The following is a 16,935-nucleotide window of genomic DNA, read 5'->3' as shown; positions in this document are numbered from 1 at the left end:
GTCACCGGCAGCACCTCTGAAGGAGGGCGCAACATGCAACAGTTCCCCAGTCACCGGCACTCGCCCTGGCATGCAGGTGAAAGGCAACTGCAGGAGAAGGTGGGCGTCGCCGAGCGCATGGAAGTGCTCGGGCAGAAGGTGATTCGCGACTACATGCCGGATCAGCATCGCGAGTTCTATCACCAGTTGCCCTTCATGATCGCCGCCGCCGTCGATGGCTCGGGCCAGCCCTGGGCGACCCTGATCGAGGGCGAGGAGGGCTTTGTCACCTCGCCCGATCCACGCAGCCTGTCGTTCGATCTCGACGCCATGGCGCTCGATCCACTCGACCCGGCCACCGCCGGCCTCGCTGCCGGCGAGGCCATCGGCCTGCTCGGCATCGAGCTGCACACGCGGCGGCGCAACCGTATCAACGGGCATATCCAGCGTGCCTCGGCGCAGCGCCTGGAGATCGGCGTGGAGCATTCCTTCGGCAACTGCCCGCAGTACATCCAGCTGCGCCACTATCAGCGGGTGCCCGAGGGGCGGGCCGGCGAGCGCCTGGATGCGCACGAGCTGGATGCGCGCAGCGCCGCGATGATCGCCAGCGCCGATACCTTCTTCGTGGCCAGTTACGTCGAACACGACGATGGCCGGCGCTCGGTGGACGTTTCGCACCGTGGCGGGCGCGCCGGTTTCGTGCGCGTGCAGGGCAATCGCCTGACCATCCCGGACTACGCCGGCAACCTGCACTTCAACACCCTGGGCAACCTCAGCGTCAACCCGCGGGCCGGTCTGCTGTTCGTCGACTTCAGCAGCGGTGACGTGCTGCAGCTGGCCGGGCGTGCCGAGATCATTCTCGACAGCCCGCTGATCAGGCTGTTCGAGGGTGCCGAACGGCTGTGGACCTTCGATGTCGAGCAGGTGGTCCTGCGTCCTGCGGCGGCGTCGCTGCGCTGGGCGTTCGAAGCCTACGCACCGACCAGCCTGATGACCGGCACCTGGGCACAGGCCGACGCACGGCTGCGCGAGCGCGAGCGGCGCAACGCCTGGCAGCGCTGGCGCGTAAGCAGCGTGCAGCAGGAGAGCGCCGATATCCGCTCACTGGTGCTGAAACCTGAACTGGGCGATGCGCCACGTTTTGCCGCGGGCCAGCATCTGCCGATCCGGATCACCCGCGCCGATGGGCAGCAGCTGCTGCGCACCTACAGCCTGTCCAGCGCGCCATCGGATGCTCACCTGCGTATCAGCGTCAAGGCGCAGGGCCAGGTTTCCAGGCACCTGCACGAGCAGGTCCGGGTCGGCAACCTGCTCGAGGTACGGCCACCGCTGGGCAGTTTCACCCTCGATAGCGACAGCCCCCGTCCCGTGGTACTGATCGGTGCCGGTGTCGGCATCACGCCACTGCTGTCGATGCTGCGCGAGCAGGTGGCGCTGGGGCAGGGCAAGCGCATCCATCTCTTCCAGGGCGCACGTTGCCTGCGCGACCTGCCGTTCCAGGCCGAACTGCGTGAACTGCAGCAACGTGCCAAGGGGCTGTTGCACGTTCACCGCGCATTGAGTGCGCCTGAGGCCGGTGCCGAGCTGGGACGTGACTACGAACAGCAGGGGCGGATCGATCTGCAGCAGATCAAGCACGCGCTGTCGTTCGATGACTACGACTTCTACCTGTGCGGGCCGGCGGCGTTCACTCAGACGATCTACGACGGCTTGCGCGACCTCAACGTGGCCGATGAGCGCATCTATGCCGAGGCGTTCGGCCCCTCGACGCTGACACGCCGCCAGGCCGGGGCGGCCAGTGAAGCGGCCCAGCCGCCTGCGGCGAGCGAGCCGGTGCCGGTGTACTTCACCGCCTCGGCCAAGGAGGCCCGCTGGACACCGGGCAGCGGCAGCCTGCTGGAACTGGCGGAGAGCCGCGGGTTGACGCCTGAGTTCAGTTGCCGTGGCGGTTCCTGCGGTACCTGCAAGACGCGGCTGGTCAGCGGTGCGGTGCACTACCCGAATCCGCCGGCACAGTTGCCGGAGGGCGATAGTGTGTTGATCTGCTGCGCGGTGCCGGCTGCCAGCGAAGAGCGCCAGAGCCTGGTGCTGGACCTCTGAGCGAGGCCCGGGCGCCTGTCAGGCCTCGCTGCTCATTCTCACGGGCGAAGTGTAGGTCTGGCCGCAGATGCGATCGCGTCCCTCGGCCTTGGCCCTGTACAGCTGCTCGTCGGCCCAGTTCAGGTGCTGCTCCACGCTGGCGCCAGCGTTCGGCGGCAGGGTCGCGCTGCCGATGGACAGGGTCAGGACCGTGGCCACGTCCGAACTGCGGTGTTCGATGGCCAGGCGCTTGATGGCTTCCTGCAGGCGTTCGGCTACCTGGCGCGCGCCGGCTTCGTCGGTATCCGGCAGCAGGGCGGCGAATTCCTCGCCGCCGAAGCGCGCGACGAGGTCATAGGGACGGTTCAGGGTGTTGGCCAGCGCCTGGGCGACGTCACGCAGGCACTGGTCGCCGCGCAGGTGCCCGTACTGGTCGTTGTAGCGCTTGAAGTAGTCGACATCGATCATCAGCAGCGACAGCGGCTTCTGCTCGCGCTGGGCCTGCGCTCTGGCCGCGTCGAAGCGCTCGTCGAAGCCACGGCGGTTGAGAATGCTGGTCAGGCCGTCGATCAGGGCCATCTGACGCAGGTAGTCGCTCTGCAGTTTCAGGCGCAGGTGGTTGATCACGCGAGCGCGGACCACCAGCGCGTTGAAGGGCTTGCGGATGTAATCCACCGCGCCGAGCTCGAAGCCCGTGGCTTCATCGTCCTCATGGCTCTTGCCGGTGACGAAGATGATCGGGATCTCGCTGGTTTCGGGGTTGGCCTTGAGGCGCCGACAGACTTCGTAGCCGTCCATGCCGGGCATGACCACGTCGAGCAGGATCAGGTCAGGGCGCAGTTCACGGCTGATGGTCAGTGCCTGTTCGCCATGGGTGGCCATGAAGACATCGCACTCGGGACGAAACAGCTCGTGCAGAACCCGGATGTTGATTGGCTGGTCATCGACCACCAGCAGTTTTGGGCGTCCATGGAAAAATGGTTTCAGGCGCTCCAAATCAATCCCCTATGGCAGAGTGCTGTAAATCTTGAAGCAATCGCTTGGCTCGCTCGAAGTCAAGGGAGGTCACGGCCTGACGCAGCGCATCGAACAGGCTGTCGAGATGTTGCGGTGCATGGGCAGCGAGTGCCTGCACGGTCTCCAGCGCTGCAAGGTTGCCCGTATCAAGTTGTACCTTAAGCGCTTCCACCTCCTGCGTCCACAATCCAGTGGTCGCAGGCGGTGCAGGGCTGGCCGGCTCTGTGGGGATGGCGAACATCGCCTGCAGACGGGCGTGACTCTCCTGCAGCGACTGCTTGAGCTCGCTCAGCCAGTCATCGTCGCCATAGGCGCTGTCCGGGGTCTGGGCGAAACGCCGTTCCAGCTCGGCGAATCGGGCGGACAGCTCCATGGCGCCCATGGTGCCGGAAGTGCCCTTGAGGGTATGCAAGTCCTTGAGCATGGCCGGCAGATCACGTGCCTGCCGGTGCGCCTCCAGTTGCGTCAGCTGCTTGTTCAGTTCGTCCGGGAGCAGGACCAGCATCGAGCGCAGCAGGTTCAGGTTGCCGCCGAAGCGCTTGAGGATGGCTTCGGCACCTTCCACTTTGCCCGGCGGCTGCGGGTCGCTCGCGGCAGCGTCGTCGAGGCCGCACCAGGTGCGGATCACGGCGACCAGCTTTTCGATGTCGATGGGCTTGCCCACATGGTCGTTCATCCCGGCCGCGAGGCAGGAGTCGCGGTCGCTGTTCGACGCGTTGGCGGTCATGGCGATGATGGGTTGCGTCGGCTGACCCGACTGCTGGCGGATGCGCCGTGTCGCTTCCAGCCCGTCGATATCGGGCATCTGGATGTCCATGAGAATGGCGTCGAATGGCGGTTCGCTGCCCAGCGCCAGTTCGACGCCCTGCAGACCACCTTCCGCCAGGCTGACCTCGGCACCTTCGCCGATCAGCAGTTCGCGCGCCACCTGACGGTTGAGGGCGTTGTCCTCGACCACCAGCAGGCGCAGGCCCTGCAGGCGCTGGCCCAGCTTGTAGCCCGGAACGGGCAGGGCGCGACTGTCGCCGTGACGTGCGCTGAGGATGCTGGCGATCAGCTGGCGTGGGGTCACCGGTTTGGTGAGGAAGCCGGCGAACGGGGCGTCGGCCTCGCTGTAGCGATCGGCCAGGACCTCGCGGCCATGGGCGGTGATCATGATCACCGTGGGCGGTGTGCGCTCGTTCTGCCCCTGTGCCCGCAGGCGTTGGGCCGCTTCCAGGCCGTCCATCCCCGGCATGCGCCAGTCCATCAGCACGATGTCGTAGGGCGGCTCGGCCCGCTGCACCTGGTCCAGCGCCTCCTGGCCGCCGACCGCAGTGTCGGCCAGCCAGCCCAGGCTGTGCGCCGTCTGCTGCAACAATTGCCGGGCCAGCGCGTTGTCATCGACGATCAGCAGGCGCAGGCTCTCCGACCGGTCTGCCGGCTCGGCCAGCAGATTCGCCTGCGCGCCGATGCCAAGCTCGATCTCGAACCAGAAGCGGCTGCCTTCACCCTGGCGGCTCTCCACCTGCAGCTCGCCGCCCATCAATTCCACCAGGCGCTTGCAGATCACCAGGCCCAGCCCTGTGCCGCCGTAGCGCCGGGTGGTCGATGCCTCGGCCTGGGTGAAGCCGTCGAAGATACGCTGCAGCTGCGCCTCGCTGATGCCGATGCCGGTGTCGCTGACGGCGATCCGCAGGCGCACCTGGTGCGGCGAACACGCCACCTGATGCAGGCTGACGACCACCTGGCCGGATTCGGTGAACTTCAGCGCATTGCCGGACAGGTTGATCAGCACCTGCTGCAGGCGCAGGCTGTCGCCGCAGAGCACGTCCGGCAGCGAGGTGTCGACATCGAACATCACCTCGATGTCCTTGTCGCCCTGATTGCCGGCCAGTACCACCGCCAGGTCGCTGAGCATGGGCTCCAGCTCGAAGTCGTGGAGGTCCAGCTGCAGCTTGCCGGCCTCGATCTTCGAGTAATCGAGAATGTCGTTGAGCAGGCCCAGCAGCGAGTGAGCCGCTCCCTGGGCCTTGAGGATGTAGTCGAGCTGGCGCGGGTTGAGCTCGGTCGCCTGAACCAGCTGCAGCATACCCAGTACGGCATTCATGGGCGTGCGAATCTCGTGGCTCATGTTGGCCAGGAAGGCGCTTTTCGCCGCGCTCGCCGCATCGGCCTGCTCCTTGGCGCGGCGCAGGTGTGATTCGAGCTGCAGCTGGGCGGTGATGTCGCGGTTGATACCCGTCACCTTCGCCGGCCGGCCCATGGCGTCGTACTCGACGTTGGCGCCGGCCTGGATATGCAACACCTGGCCATCGGGCCTGACGATGCGGAACACCACGTCGAAGGTCGAAACCCGGGCGAGGGCCTCCTGCAGGCTGGCCTCCACGGCGGCGCGATCCTCCGGGTGGATGCGTGCCTGCCAGTGCCCGTAGCTGAGGCCTTGCTCGCGCTGCGACAGTGGGTAGTCGTAGAGCTCGAACATCCGCTCGTTCCACTGCAGCTGGCCATCGCCCGGGGTCCAGGACCAGATGCCCAGCTCGGCCACCTCGGCCGCCATGGCCATCTGGTCTCGCGCGGCGAGCGCTTCGCGGCGCAGCCGCTGTTCTTCGGACAGGTCGAGCGCGATGCCCAGGTAGCCGGTCAGCTGTCCGCTGGTGTCGCGCATGGCGGTCACCATCAGCGTCACGGCAAGCCTGGAACCGTCCTTGCGGATATAGGACCACTCGCGGCTCTCCGCGCCCTCCAGCTCCGACTTGTGCACGAAGACGCGAAAACCGCTGATCGGCTGGCCGTATTCCTCGCTCAGCTCGCGGCTGCGCGCCTCCACCTCTTCGGGCAGGTGGAACACCGCCGGCTTCTGCTTGCCGATCATCTCCTCGGCGCTGTAGCCCAGCAGGCGTTCCGCGCCGCGATTGAACACGCGGATGGTGCCTTCCAGGTCGGTGGCGATGATCGACACCTCGGAGGCCGACTCCAGTACGTTGTTCAGCAGCAGGTTGAGTTCGCGCAGCTCCTGGGTGCGCTTGCCCACCTGTTCTTCGAGGCTGGCGTTGAGTTCGAGAATGCGTGCCTCGGCGGCTTTCTGCGCCGAGATGTCGCGCACGGTCTTCGACAGGCCGGTCAATACGCCACTGGCATCGATCAGCGGGGAGATCGAAGCGGAAACGTCTACCAGGCTGCCGTCCTTGCGATGCCGCTGCGTATCGAAGTTGCCGATCGGCTTGCTGGCCGCAACGTTGGCGAGGATGCTTCGTTCTTCCTGAAAAAGGGCTTCGGGCACGATCAGTTCGATCAGCGTATGGCCGATGGCCTCCTGCGCGGTGTAGCCGAAGATCCGTTCTGCGCCGTGGTTCCAGCTGATCACCGTGCCATCGAGTGACTGACCGATGATGCCGTCGCTGGAGCTTTCCACGATGGCGGCGGAGCGTGCCTGTTCGGCAAGGATCTGCCGATGGCGCTGGCGATTGACCAGCAGCACGCCGGCGAGGGTCGCCAGCAGCAGGCTGACCAGGCTGCCGACCAGCATCACCAGGCGCGGCGAGGCCTGGTGCAACCTGGCGACGAAACCGGGGTGGGCCAGCAGTTCAACCTGCCAGTCGCGCCCGTAGATATGCCGTGATACCGCATGCCGAGCAATGACGGGGGCATCGTCGCTGGCTTCGCTGGCGTAGAAATCGACGACATGCGCGGCGTCGGTGACGTCGCTCAGTTGCAACTGCAAGCCGTCGTTGCTCAGTTTCAGGCCTTGCAGGACCTCTTCGGTCAGCAGCGGGGCGTAGCTCCAGCCGATGCCCTTGGCCATGCGCTCCTCGACGCTGTCCGGGGTGACGGCACCGCGATAGATCGGCAGCAGGATAAGGAAGGATTGCAGGGGATTGCCGGTCGCCTGCACCAGGGTGATGGGCCCGGTGATACGCACCTCGCCGCTGGTCAGTGCGGCGAGCGCTGCGCTGCGGCGGTTGTTTTCCGAGGCGATGTCCAGGCCGACGGCGGGGAGATTCTGCTCGACCGGCTCGATGTACTGGATGATGAAGCGCTCGCCATCGTGTGGCGTCAGCTGGCGAATCTCGAAACCGGGCCTGTCGTCGGCACGGGCCTGGGCGATGAAGCGCTCCTGTTCCGCTGCCGGCACCCGCCGGATGAAGCCGAAACCACGGGCGCCGGGAAACTCGCGGTCGACGTCGCGCGTCTTGCTGTAGCTGAGGAAGCGCTTGCGGGTGATGCCGCCGTCACCGCTGGCCAGCACGGCTCCGCGCGCCCCGCGCAGGCCGTACTGATAGAGCTCGATGCGCTTGGTAACGACATCTGCGGCGCGCTCCGTGGCTTTGGCGAGTTCATCCCGGGCCTGTTTTTCGTTGGCCTGATGCACCCAACCGGCCACCAGCGCGGTAGCGGCCATGCCCGTTGCGAAAGTCAGCAGGACGATCAGTCTCAATGTGGTTTCTTCTTTTCTGCGAGGTGATCAGTTGCGTTCGAGTGCCGGCAGCAGATCCAGGCTCTTGCGCAGTTGCTCGAAGGGCATGGGGCGGCAGTAGAAATAGCCCTGCATCAACTTGCAGCCCAGTGCGAGCAGTTGCTGCGACTGTTCGCTGCACTCCACGCCCTCGGCGACCAGCTCCAGGTCCAGTGCCTGGCCCATGCGTACGATGGCCTCGATGATCGCAGCATCGCTACGATCCGTCAGCATGTCGCGCACGAAACTCTGATCGATTTTCAGCACATCGATCGGCAGGCGCTTGAGGTAGGACAGGCTCGAATAGCCGGTGCCGAAGTCGTCGATGGCGATGCGCACGCCCATGTGCTTGAGCTCGTCGAGCAGGGCTCGGGTCTGGTCCATATCGCGCGCCAGCACCCCTTCGGTGATCTCCAGTTCCAGCAGTTCCGCTGGCAGGCCGGTGTCGTTGAGCACCTCCTTGATCATGTCGAGGAAGGACTCCTCGCGGAACTGCACCACCGAGATGTTGACCCCGACGCACAGGCGCTTGCCCTGGTCGAGCAGCAGCTTGGCGTCGTGGCAGGCCTGGTGGAGGACCTGCTTGCCCATCGGTACGATCAGGCCGGTTTCTTCCGCCAGCGGGATGAACTCGGCAGGGGAGACCAGTTCGCCGTCGGCTCGGCGCCAGCGGATCAGCGCCTCCATGCCGCAACTCTGCTGACGGCTGACATCGAAGCGAAGCTGGTAGAAGACTTCGAAGACCCCCGACTCCAGCGCGCTGCGCATGTGGCTTTCGAGCAGGTGGCGGGCTCTGGCATCGCTCTCGATGCTCTGGGAGAAGAAGCGATAGCGGTTGCGACCCTCCTGCTTGGCCTGATACATCGCGGCATCGGCCTGGCGATAGAGGGATTCGAGGTCGTCGCCGTCATCCGGGAACACGCTCACGCCGATGCAGGCGGACAGGTCGAAGCGACTGCCGGCGATGTTCATCGGCATCGCGATGACTTCCAGCAAACGCTCCACGTAGTCGCTGATCACCTCCGAGCGCTGGATATCGGTCACCAGGATGACGAACTCATCACCGCCCTGGCGGCTGACGGTGTCGAGGTTGCGTGATACCTCGGTCAGGCGTGCGCTGACCTCCTTGAGAATCAGGTCGCCCGTCGAGTGGCCCAGGGTGTCGTTGATGCCCTTGAAGTTGTCCAGATCCAGCAACAGCAGTGCAAGACGGCTGCCGCTGCGCCGCGCTTTCTGCAGCATCTGCTCGGCGCGGTCACGCAGCAGCATGCGATTGGGCAGGTTGGTCAGCGCATCGAAGTAGGCCAGCCGCTTGGCTTCCGTCCGCAGGTTGAGGTGCGCACGGACATGGGCGCGCACCACGGGAATGCTCAGCGGTTTCTGGATGAAGTCGATGGCGCCTTGCTCCAGCGCCGCCACTTCATTCTCCGTCTGGGTGTGTGCGGTGACGAACAGGATGGCGGCATCGCAGAGCTTGGCGTCGGCCTTGATCAGGCGGCACAGCTCGAAACCGCTCATGCCGGGCATCTCGATATCCAGCAGGATCACGTCTGGCCGACAGAACCGTGCGATCTCCAGCGCCATGCGCCCATCATGGGCGATATGCACCTGTGCCAACTCGTTGACCGCCGCTTGCAGGATCTGCAGGTCGCTGGACTGGTCATCGACGATGAGAATGACGGGAGATGGGTCGAACCTGTTTTCAGACATGCCATAGCTCCGGAACTCCGCTTTCCTGAGGGTGAGACTAGACCAGTTCATGACATGTGCAGGCCGTTTGCGCCGTGGTTCATGGCAGATAGTCAGCCGGTGCAGGGAGGGCCCGACGCTGGCGGTGCCGCGGCGGATTGGCTGCTGCGTGGCAACTGCGAGATTCAGGGCGTTTGGCGTCGGATTGGCCAGGTTTTGGCGAGGGGCGACGCGCCCGGACAAGAGGGCTGCGCTGGGGGCGGAAATCGGATGGGCGGTCGTGCCGTGGGTGGCTGTTACCTGGCGCGGTAGGGCCCGAGGTGTCGGTTCAGGGCCGACAAGGGCGCTGCGAAGCGGGAAGGCTGCCGCCGTTTTTCACGAAAACGGCAGCAGTCTCGGATCATCCTTGTGGCTGTGCCTCTTCCAGCGATCTGCGGTAGGCATCGGCTTCGTCCTGCGAGGGGAAGATACCGACCAGCTCTCCATTCTGGATCACATCCCAGACCACGGCTCCCATGGCGCGGGCTTCACGGGAAAGATGTTCGCTGTCACGCTCGTGCACGATCACGTTCATGCTTGTCTCCTCGAAATACGGATGCGGCGAAATGTCGCATTCCGTTTATACGCTTCGTTAGCAAGCTAATTAAACCGTCGATCTGGCAAAGGACTGTTGCACCCATGCAACGAGCGAAATGGACTTTTCGTTGTCGTGGGGCACTCGGCGCCGGCGCGTGGCCGTGGCATGCGGGGTCAGGCACGCCCGTATTGCTGGCGATATTGCGCGGGCGTCAAGCCGGTCAGCGCCTTGAACAGGCGCCGCAGATTGGTCGCGCTGCTGATACCTCAGAATGGCGAAGTGCTGACGTTCTGATCCCGGCCTGCTGCGCGCTGCGTCATCCAGCGCCGGTACTGGCGAGTCCGGAAGATGTCCTTCACCTGCTGCGTCAGCAGCGCCCACAGCGGCGACACGCCGGGCTGGCTGTCCCGGCCCTGGCTGAGCTTGTGCAGCTGGTATTTCACCACTGCCATGTTCGCCAGCGAGGCCAGCACCTTGTTCTTCCAGGTGATCGGCGGCAGTTGCGGGGCGCTGCTCAGGCCGCGTTGCCAGTCGCGCGGCAGGTTCGGCTCGATGGCCAGCGCGGTGCCGATGCCGACCATCTCGATGCCACTGGCCAGCACGTCCTGGGCGATCGGTGCGCGACGGATGCCGCCGGTGACCATGATCGGCATGCGCGCCACCGCGCGAATCTCGCGGGCGAATTCGAGGAAGTAGGCCTCACGCGCCAGGGTGCGCCCATCGCGCGCCTGGCCCTGCATGGCCGGGGCCTCGTAGCTGCCGCCGGACAGTTCGACCAGGTCCACATCCAGCTCGTTGAGCAGGCGCACCACTTGCTGTGCGTCGTCGGCACTGAAGCCGCCGCGCTGGAAGTCCGCCGAGTTGAGCTTGACCGCCACGGCGAAGCCGGGTGAGACCACGCCGCGCACTGCCTTGACGATCTCCAGCAGCAGGCGTGCGCGGTTTTCCAGCGAGCCGCCCCACTGGTCGCTGCGCTGGTTGGTCAGGGGCGACAGGAACTGGTTGAGCAGGTAGCCATGGGCGGCGTGAACTTCCACCCCGGTGAAACCCGCCTGTTCAGCCAGGCGCGCGGTGCGGGCGAAGCGCTCGATCACGTCCTCGATCATCGCCTCGGTCATCGCCTGTGGCGTGGCGAAGCGCTTCGACAGGTTGCCCAGTTCCAGCGGCACCGCCGACGGCGCCCAGGTCGCTTGGCCCAGGTTGGCCTGCATCTGCCGGCCAGGGTGATTGATCTGCAGCCAGAACTGCGCCCCCTTGGCGCGGCCAATGCGGGCCCAGCGCTGGAAACGGGCCAACTGCTGCTCATCCTCCAGCACCACGCCGCCCGGCCCGGTCATGGCGCGCCTGTCGACCATCACGTTGCCGCTGATCAGCAGGCCGCTGCCGCCCTCTGCCCAGGCCTCATACAGGCGCAGCAGCGGTTCGGACGGCGCGTGGTCGGCGTCCGCCATGTTTTCTTCCATCGCCGCCTTGGCGATGCGGTTGGGAAGGGTCGAGCCATTGGGCAGGGTGAGACTGTCGAACAGATTCATGGGGGGCATCCTCGGCTGAGCGTGAGGTGACCTTAACTTTAAAGTTCACTTTAATGTCAATGGCCCATTTCATCCCGGAACAGTATTTTTGCAACCCTGAAAAAACAGCCTTCGAGCCGCTTGACCTTAAAGTTCTGTTTAACCTTAGGGTTGCCGCGTCTGCCCCGGAGACCGCTCCGATGGCAGGGGACTTATCGATTCCTCAACGCGGATAACGACGATGAAGCAGTTTGCCGAGCTTACACAACGCCTGAAACGCCAGCGCATTGCGCTGCTGACGGGGATGGTTCTCCATGCCGTCGCCATGCCCCTGTGGGCGCAGGATGCCAGCGTGCCCAGCGCTACGGTCGACATCGCCGGGCACACCGTGCCGGTGGTGGCGGGCGGGCTCTACGATCGCTTTCACTCCAACCCGCCGCTGTCGGTCATCGCGGCCGAGGCGCCAGATGTCGACCTCAGCTGGTTTCGCGGGCTGGAGAAAACCCGGGTGGACATCGGCTTCGAGTCCTACTCGCCCAATTTCTACTACCGCAACAGCCGCGTGACGGCGGTGTTCACCGCCGATCTGCAGCGCTTGCGCGAGCTGATGCCGGCCGAGGTGCTGGCACAGGTGCAGCCGTTGCAGGTCTGGCCGGGCAGGGGGCTGGTGGCGTTCACCGCCTACGCCTATCACTACTGCGATAACGACAGCTACAACGAGGTTGCGCTGTCCATCGTCACCAGCAAGCCCGGGCATTCCAGCCTGGGGCCCATCAGCCTGGCCGGCCAGGCGATGTCCAGGGACTTCTGGGGCTATGTGCTCAAGCTGCCGGTCAACACCGAACTGGCGCGGGTACGCGGGGTGGTCGGCTACAACCTGCCGAAGTGGCTGACGCCCATCGACTATCGCGAGACCGACAAGAGCCTGATCTTCGAAATTGCCGACAGTGCGACCGGCCAGCCGGACGTGGTCTTCGAAGCGCAGAAGCTCGACGCGCCCTCCAGCGAGCCGGAGCTGGTGACCAACAGCTTCACCAATATCGGTCACGACGGCGAGCTGGCTTACGGCTATGCGGTTTCCCGGCAGCTGAGCCATGCCTCCAGCTCGGATGCGGCGGCAGTGAAACTGACGCTCAGCCAGGGCAGCCTGTCGGCCTACATTCAGTCGTTGCAGCTGGGCAGGATGCTGAAGTACGAGTACGTGCCGGACTTCCAGAGCGCGCTCTATGCACCTGAGCCGCTGGCGCGAATGCTCGCCCAGGAGTGATCAGGCGCCGTCGGTAGCGGCCGTTCTGCCGGGTGTAGGGGGTGGCCGGCTCGTCAGCACAGGCCGCGCTGGCGAGTCGGCTGCCTACCTACCTCTTCACACGTTTGCCCGGCGCGTTCATCTCCCCCAGATTCATCTTCGACAGCACCCGCTTGGCGTTGGCTGCGCAGTCCAGGTCACCGGGTTTGCTCTCGATCTCATGGATCAGCGCGAGCAGGTGCGTCTTGCTCTGAGCGAGCCGCTGCTCCAGCGCTTCGATGTCGCGGACCTTGCCCTGCAGGGTGTCGAGCAGCTTGCCATGCTCCCATTGCGACAGGTCCTGCGGCAGCAGGCTGCGCAGCTCGTCGAGGCTGAAGCCGGCCTGCTGGGCGGTGGTGATCAGGTTGAGCACCAGCACGGCTTCTTCCGGGTAGCTGCGATAGCCGTTCGCCTGACGCTCCACCAGCTTGAGCAGGCCGATGCTCTCGTAGAAGCGGATACGCGAGGCTGCAAGCCCCGTGCGCGTCGCCAGTTCACCAATCTTCATCTCTGTCCCGCCACTCTGAAAGGTCGTCGATTAAGCCTAACTTTAACCTTCAGGTTTGGCCATGAGCGACCTCGGGCGCATGCAGGTTTGGCGAAATGTGCCCGGCAGGGTGCAATGCTTCGCGTCTATGCTTGTCTGACTTTTCAATCCGGCAAGTCTCCGGCTCGCGACAACTTTTTCACCAGGCAGACCATTTGAAGCGTTCGATACTCACCGCAGCCCTGTTGTGTCTGCTCCTGAGCCCGCTGGCCCGTGCGGATGCGTATCGAGTGATCACCGAAGAGTGGGCACCCTACAACTATCGGGAAAATGGCCGGCTCACGGGCATGGCCACGGAGATCGTGCGGGCGATCATGGCGTTGACCGGTGATGACTTCGAGATCGCCCTGCTGCCCAGTATGCGCACCACGCGCACGCTGCAGAGCCAACCGCACACGATCATGTATTCGCTGTTTCGCACCCGCGAGCGCGAGCCGCTGTACAAGTGGGTGGGGCCTATCCTCGAAGAGTCCATCCATCCCTATCAACGGGCCGATACGGCACAGCCGATAGACACCCTGGAGCAACTGCTGCAGGCGCCACGTGTCACCACCCGGCATGCCGGCCTGGTTCCCGATGTGTTGCAGTCGCTGGGGTTCACCAACCTGGACAAGAGTGCGGCCGAGAGCTATCAGCTCTACCGCATGCTGCTGGCGGGCCGCACCGAGGTGATAGCGGGGGACACCGATGCCGGCGTGGCGTACTACTGCCGGCAACTGAACATCGCCACCGATGCGCTGCGGCAGATACCCGTCGAGCTGTATCGCTCGTCGTTGTACATCGCGTTCAGCCGGGACAGCGACGATGCCCTGGTCAGCGCCTGGGCCAACGCCCTGGAGCAGCTGCGCCTGTCGGGAGAACTCGCACGCATCCAGAGGCGCTACGAGCAGATGCCGGGGCGCTAGAGCCAGGGCGCAGAGCCAGCCAGGGGCTCTGCGCGGGGTGGTGGGCTCGCTTCAGATCCAGCGATCGTTCTGCGCCGTGCGCTCGCCACCTTCTTCGCCGGTGTTGAGCACGCCACGGGGTTCGATGAGCATCATCTTCACCTCCTGCGCGGCGTAGGGCTTGTGCTCGACGCCGCGGGGCACCACGTAGAGTTCGCCGGCTTGCAGCAGCACGTGGCCATCGCGAAAGTCGATGCGCAGCTGGCCTTCGAGGACGAAGAAGGCTTCGTCGGTGTCGGCATGCGAGTGCCAGATGAAGTCACCTTCGATGCGGACCACCTTGAACTGGTAGTCGTTCATCTCGGCGACCACTCTGGGCGACCAGTGCTCGTCGATCAGCGCCAGCTTCTGCTGCAGGTTGATCGCTTGGGTGGCCGGGGTAGGGGATTGCTGGGTCATGCGGGGGCTCCTCGTTCTGGTTGTCACCAGCCTAGCGAGGCGCCGCGGAGGCTTCTTGTACGATCCTACAGCTTGAGCATGCCGAGCCAGCGTGCCGGTGACAGGCCGAAGGCGCGGATGAAGTGGCGTGTCATGTGGCTCTGGTCGAAGAAGCCGGCGATCAGTGCGGCATCGGCCAGTGCCACGCCGGCATGCATCAGCGCGCGGCAATGGTCGAGGCGGCGCAGGGTGACGTAGCGGTAGGGGCTGGTACCGAACAGGGCGCGGAAGTCCCGTGACAGGCTCCAGCGATCCCGGCCGCTGGCGTGTTCCAGGTCGTCCAGGGCGATGTTCGTGTCGAGGTGGGCATGGATGTAGGCACGGGCGCGCTCCGCTGCGACGTAGTCGAAGGCGCGGCGGCCGCGACGCTGGCCGGCCACGGCTTGCAGCGCGTGGGCCAGGTCATAGATGGCGTCGTCTTCCTCCAGCGTTTCGAACGCATGGTCCATGGTCTGCAGGAAGGACTCGCTGGCGTGGCGCAGGCGGATGTCGTCGGAGAGGCCGCCGGCGATGAAGGGCAGAGGCCGACCACCGAGCACCTGCTGGATCAGCACCGGGTCGATGTAGAGCATGCGGTAGCGAAAGCCTTCGTCGGTGCCGGCCATGCCGTCGTGCACCTCGTCGGGGTGCAGCACCAGCGTGCCGCCAGGCAGGCTGTGGCGCATGGCGCGGCGATAGCGAAAGCTCTGCACGCCGGACAGCGTGCGGCCGATGGCGTAGGTGTCGTGGCGGTGCGGATCGTAGCCGTGGCCGCTGAAATACGCCTCGATGCGCTCGATCCTTCCCGGCATCTGGCTATGCCGTACCCAGTCACGTTCAGCACTGCGTCGACTCACGGAAGAGACTCCTGGCCATCGATGCGATGGCGGTTGACCCGCCACATGTTAAGGCAATGGCGTGCGAGAAGGCGATCCGTCGCCACGCTCGGCCTGCCTGCCGAGCATGCGGAACGTCTCGTCAACCTGGCGCCTGCCAGTCGCGCAGTGCATCCAGCACCACGCGGAAGGCGGCTGTCTGCTGGCGCCGGCTCGGGTAGTACAGGTGATAGCCAGGGAAGCTGTCGGACCATGCCCCGAGTACTTCGGTCAGCGCTCCGCTGTCCAGATAGGGCCGTACCTGGGTATCCGGTAGCTGCGCCAGGCCGACGCCGGCCAGGCAAGCATCGAGGATCTGCAGCACGCTGTTCATGATCAGCGGGCCGCCGACACGTACGCGGAATTCGTTCTCGCCGCTGCCGAACTCCCAGGAGTAGAGGCCGCCGTGCGTGGGCAGGCGCAGGTTGATGCAGCGATGCGCGGTCAGCTCCTCCGGCCGTCGCGGGGTACCGTACCGCGCCAGATAGCCCGGGGTGGCCACGGTGACCATGCGCATCTCGGGACCGATGGGAACGGCGATCATGTCCGCGTCGATGATCCCGCCCAGGCGTATGCCGGCATCGAAGCGTTCGGCAACGATGTCGGTGAGCCCGTAGTCGGTGATCAACTCCACCACCACGTCCGGGTAGGTCTCCAGCAGCGTCGCCAGCTTGGGCCAGACGACGTGGCGGGCAGCGAACTCGTCGGCGGTGATGCGCACCGTACCGGAAGGGTGCTGGCGCAGGTCGGAGATGGCGCTCAGGTGCGCGTCGATGCGCTCGAGCAGCGGCGCGATCTCGAGCAGCAGCTTCTCTCCCGCTTCGGTGCGCGTGACGCTGCGGGTCGTGCGCGTCAGCAGGCGCACCCCAAGGCGCTCCTCCAGGCCGCGTATGGTCTGGCTGACTGCCGAAGGCGAGACGCCGAGGCGCGCGGCGGCGCGGGTGAAGTTGCGCTCCCGTGCCACCGCGATGAAAACCACCAGATCATCCATGCCGCTCGTGAACATTGTTAAGTGCTGCTTCATGCCGAGTTAATTATTTTGCGTATACACGAATCAATCTGCCGTCGCTACCTTTGTCTCCTCGAGCAACGAATGAGGTGACCGACATGAGTGACAGCGATCTGGCCAGTGCCGACATGCAGGTTCACCGCGCAGGGTCGAGCCAGGCCATCGTCGGCCCGGCCGAGTGGTTCACCGGGCGTGTGCGCATCGACCGCATCTTCAACGCGCCGGCTCCTGCGCGGGTTGGCGTCGCGGTGGTCAATTTCGAACCGGGTGCGCGGACCAACTGGCATACCCATCCGCTGGGTCAGGTGCTGCTGGTGACCGATGGCGTGGGCTGGACGCAGTGCGAGGGTGGGCCGAAGACCGAGATTCGCCCCGGCGACCTGATCTGGTGCAACTGCGGCCGCCGCCACTGGCACGGTGCAACCGACAGCAGCGCCATGCAGCACATCGCGATCAACGAGTCGCTCGATGGCAAGCCGGTCGACTGGCTGGCGCCGGTGACGGACGCCGAGTTCCTCGCCGGCCCGGTGAAAAAGGACTGAGCCGCCGTCATTCCCTTCCCCTCAAACAG

14 protein-coding genes are annotated in these 16,935 nt (G+C 65.2%); 4 read left to right on the top strand and 10 right to left on the bottom strand.

Features of this window, described 5'->3' with window-relative positions; translation table 11 throughout:
- Nucleotides 1–33: 33 nt before the first annotated feature.
- A complete protein-coding gene (locus tag FIV02_RS13060) occupies nt 34–2,079 on the top strand; it encodes a pyridoxamine 5'-phosphate oxidase family protein (RefSeq protein ID WP_152488846.1) in 2,046 nt (681 codons plus the stop codon).
- An 18-nt stretch (nt 2,080–2,097) separates the two neighbouring features.
- Here the strand turns inward: FIV02_RS13060 and FIV02_RS13055 are convergent, their stop codons facing one another.
- The 6 genes from FIV02_RS13055 to FIV02_RS13040 form a co-directional block, all read right to left on the bottom strand.
- Nucleotides 2,098–3,054, bottom strand: a complete 957-nt coding sequence (locus FIV02_RS13055; protein ID WP_256662955.1) for a diguanylate cyclase domain-containing protein — start codon at nt 3,052–3,054, stop codon at nt 2,098–2,100.
- Between the two features lies 1 nt (nt 3,055).
- On the bottom strand, nt 3,056–7,456 hold the full coding sequence (locus tag FIV02_RS13050) for a CHASE domain-containing protein (protein ID WP_152490123.1): 4,401 nt from the start codon (nt 7,454–7,456) through the stop codon (nt 3,056–3,058).
- Between the two features lie 63 nt (nt 7,457–7,519).
- Complete coding sequence (locus FIV02_RS13045) at nt 7,520–9,220, bottom strand: bifunctional diguanylate cyclase/phosphodiesterase (RefSeq protein WP_152488845.1); 1,701 nt, start codon at nt 9,218–9,220, stop codon at nt 7,520–7,522.
- Nucleotides 9,221–9,599: 379 nt separating this feature from the next.
- Nucleotides 9,600–9,773 carry a hypothetical protein gene (locus FIV02_RS24825; protein ID WP_167494343.1) on the bottom strand — a complete coding sequence of 58 codons (174 nt, stop codon included), beginning with the start codon at nt 9,771–9,773 and terminating at the stop codon, nt 9,600–9,602.
- A 176-nt stretch (nt 9,774–9,949) separates the two neighbouring features.
- Entirely contained in the window at nt 9,950–10,012 is a 63-nt protein-coding gene (locus tag FIV02_RS25110) for a hypothetical protein (RefSeq protein WP_306085267.1), read from the bottom strand.
- A 30-nt stretch (nt 10,013–10,042) separates the two neighbouring features.
- Nucleotides 10,043–11,308: an NADH:flavin oxidoreductase/NADH oxidase family protein gene (locus FIV02_RS13040; protein ID WP_152488844.1), complete on the bottom strand. Its 1,266-nt coding sequence runs from the start codon at nt 11,306–11,308 to the stop codon at nt 10,043–10,045.
- Nucleotides 11,309–11,528: 220 nt separating this feature from the next.
- Here FIV02_RS13040 and FIV02_RS13035 point away from each other — a divergent pair, with 220 nt between their 5' ends.
- Complete coding sequence (locus FIV02_RS13035; RefSeq protein WP_152488843.1) at nt 11,529–12,554, top strand: acetoacetate decarboxylase (ADC); 1,026 nt, start codon at nt 11,529–11,531, stop codon at nt 12,552–12,554.
- Between the two features lie 88 nt (nt 12,555–12,642).
- Here the strand turns inward: FIV02_RS13035 and FIV02_RS13030 are convergent, their stop codons facing one another.
- The gene (locus tag FIV02_RS13030; RefSeq protein ID WP_152488842.1) at nt 12,643–13,080 is read right to left on the bottom strand and encodes a MerR family transcriptional regulator; all 438 of its coding nucleotides are present in this window, start codon (nt 13,078–13,080) and stop codon (nt 12,643–12,645) included.
- 194 nt (nt 13,081–13,274) lie between these two features.
- On the opposite strand from FIV02_RS13030, the gene FIV02_RS13025 reads away from it, so the two are divergent.
- Nucleotides 13,275–14,024: an ABC transporter substrate-binding protein gene (locus tag FIV02_RS13025; RefSeq protein WP_172979151.1), complete on the top strand. Its 750-nt coding sequence runs from the start codon at nt 13,275–13,277 to the stop codon at nt 14,022–14,024.
- 51 nt (nt 14,025–14,075) lie between these two features.
- Here FIV02_RS13025 and FIV02_RS13020 read toward each other — a convergent pair whose 3' ends face one another.
- The 3 genes from FIV02_RS13020 to FIV02_RS13010 all read right to left on the bottom strand — a co-directional run bounded on the left by FIV02_RS13020 (nt 14,076) and on the right by FIV02_RS13010 (nt 16,361).
- Nucleotides 14,076–14,462, bottom strand: coding sequence for a cupin domain-containing protein (locus FIV02_RS13020; RefSeq protein ID WP_037047959.1), 387 nt, complete (start codon nt 14,460–14,462; stop codon nt 14,076–14,078).
- A gap of 65 nt (nt 14,463–14,527) precedes the next feature.
- Nucleotides 14,528–15,337 carry an AraC family transcriptional regulator gene (locus FIV02_RS13015; RefSeq protein ID WP_371923155.1) on the bottom strand — a complete coding sequence of 270 codons (810 nt, stop codon included), beginning with the start codon at nt 15,335–15,337 and terminating at the stop codon, nt 14,528–14,530.
- A gap of 121 nt (nt 15,338–15,458) precedes the next feature.
- Complete coding sequence (locus FIV02_RS13010) at nt 15,459–16,361, bottom strand: LysR family transcriptional regulator (protein ID WP_037047954.1); 903 nt, start codon at nt 16,359–16,361, stop codon at nt 15,459–15,461.
- 101 nt (nt 16,362–16,462) lie between these two features.
- On the opposite strand from FIV02_RS13010, the gene FIV02_RS13005 reads away from it, so the two are divergent.
- Complete coding sequence (locus tag FIV02_RS13005) at nt 16,463–16,906, top strand: cupin domain-containing protein (protein ID WP_134676735.1); 444 nt, start codon at nt 16,463–16,465, stop codon at nt 16,904–16,906.
- The last annotated feature ends 29 nt before the right edge of the window (nt 16,907–16,935 follow it).

Source organism: Pseudomonas sp. THAF187a (assembly GCF_009363395.1).
Lineage (GTDB): Bacteria > Pseudomonadota > Gammaproteobacteria > Pseudomonadales > Pseudomonadaceae > Aquipseudomonas > Aquipseudomonas khazarica.
Note: the sequence above shows the minus strand (reverse complement) of the source record. Positions and strands in the feature narration are given on the sequence as shown.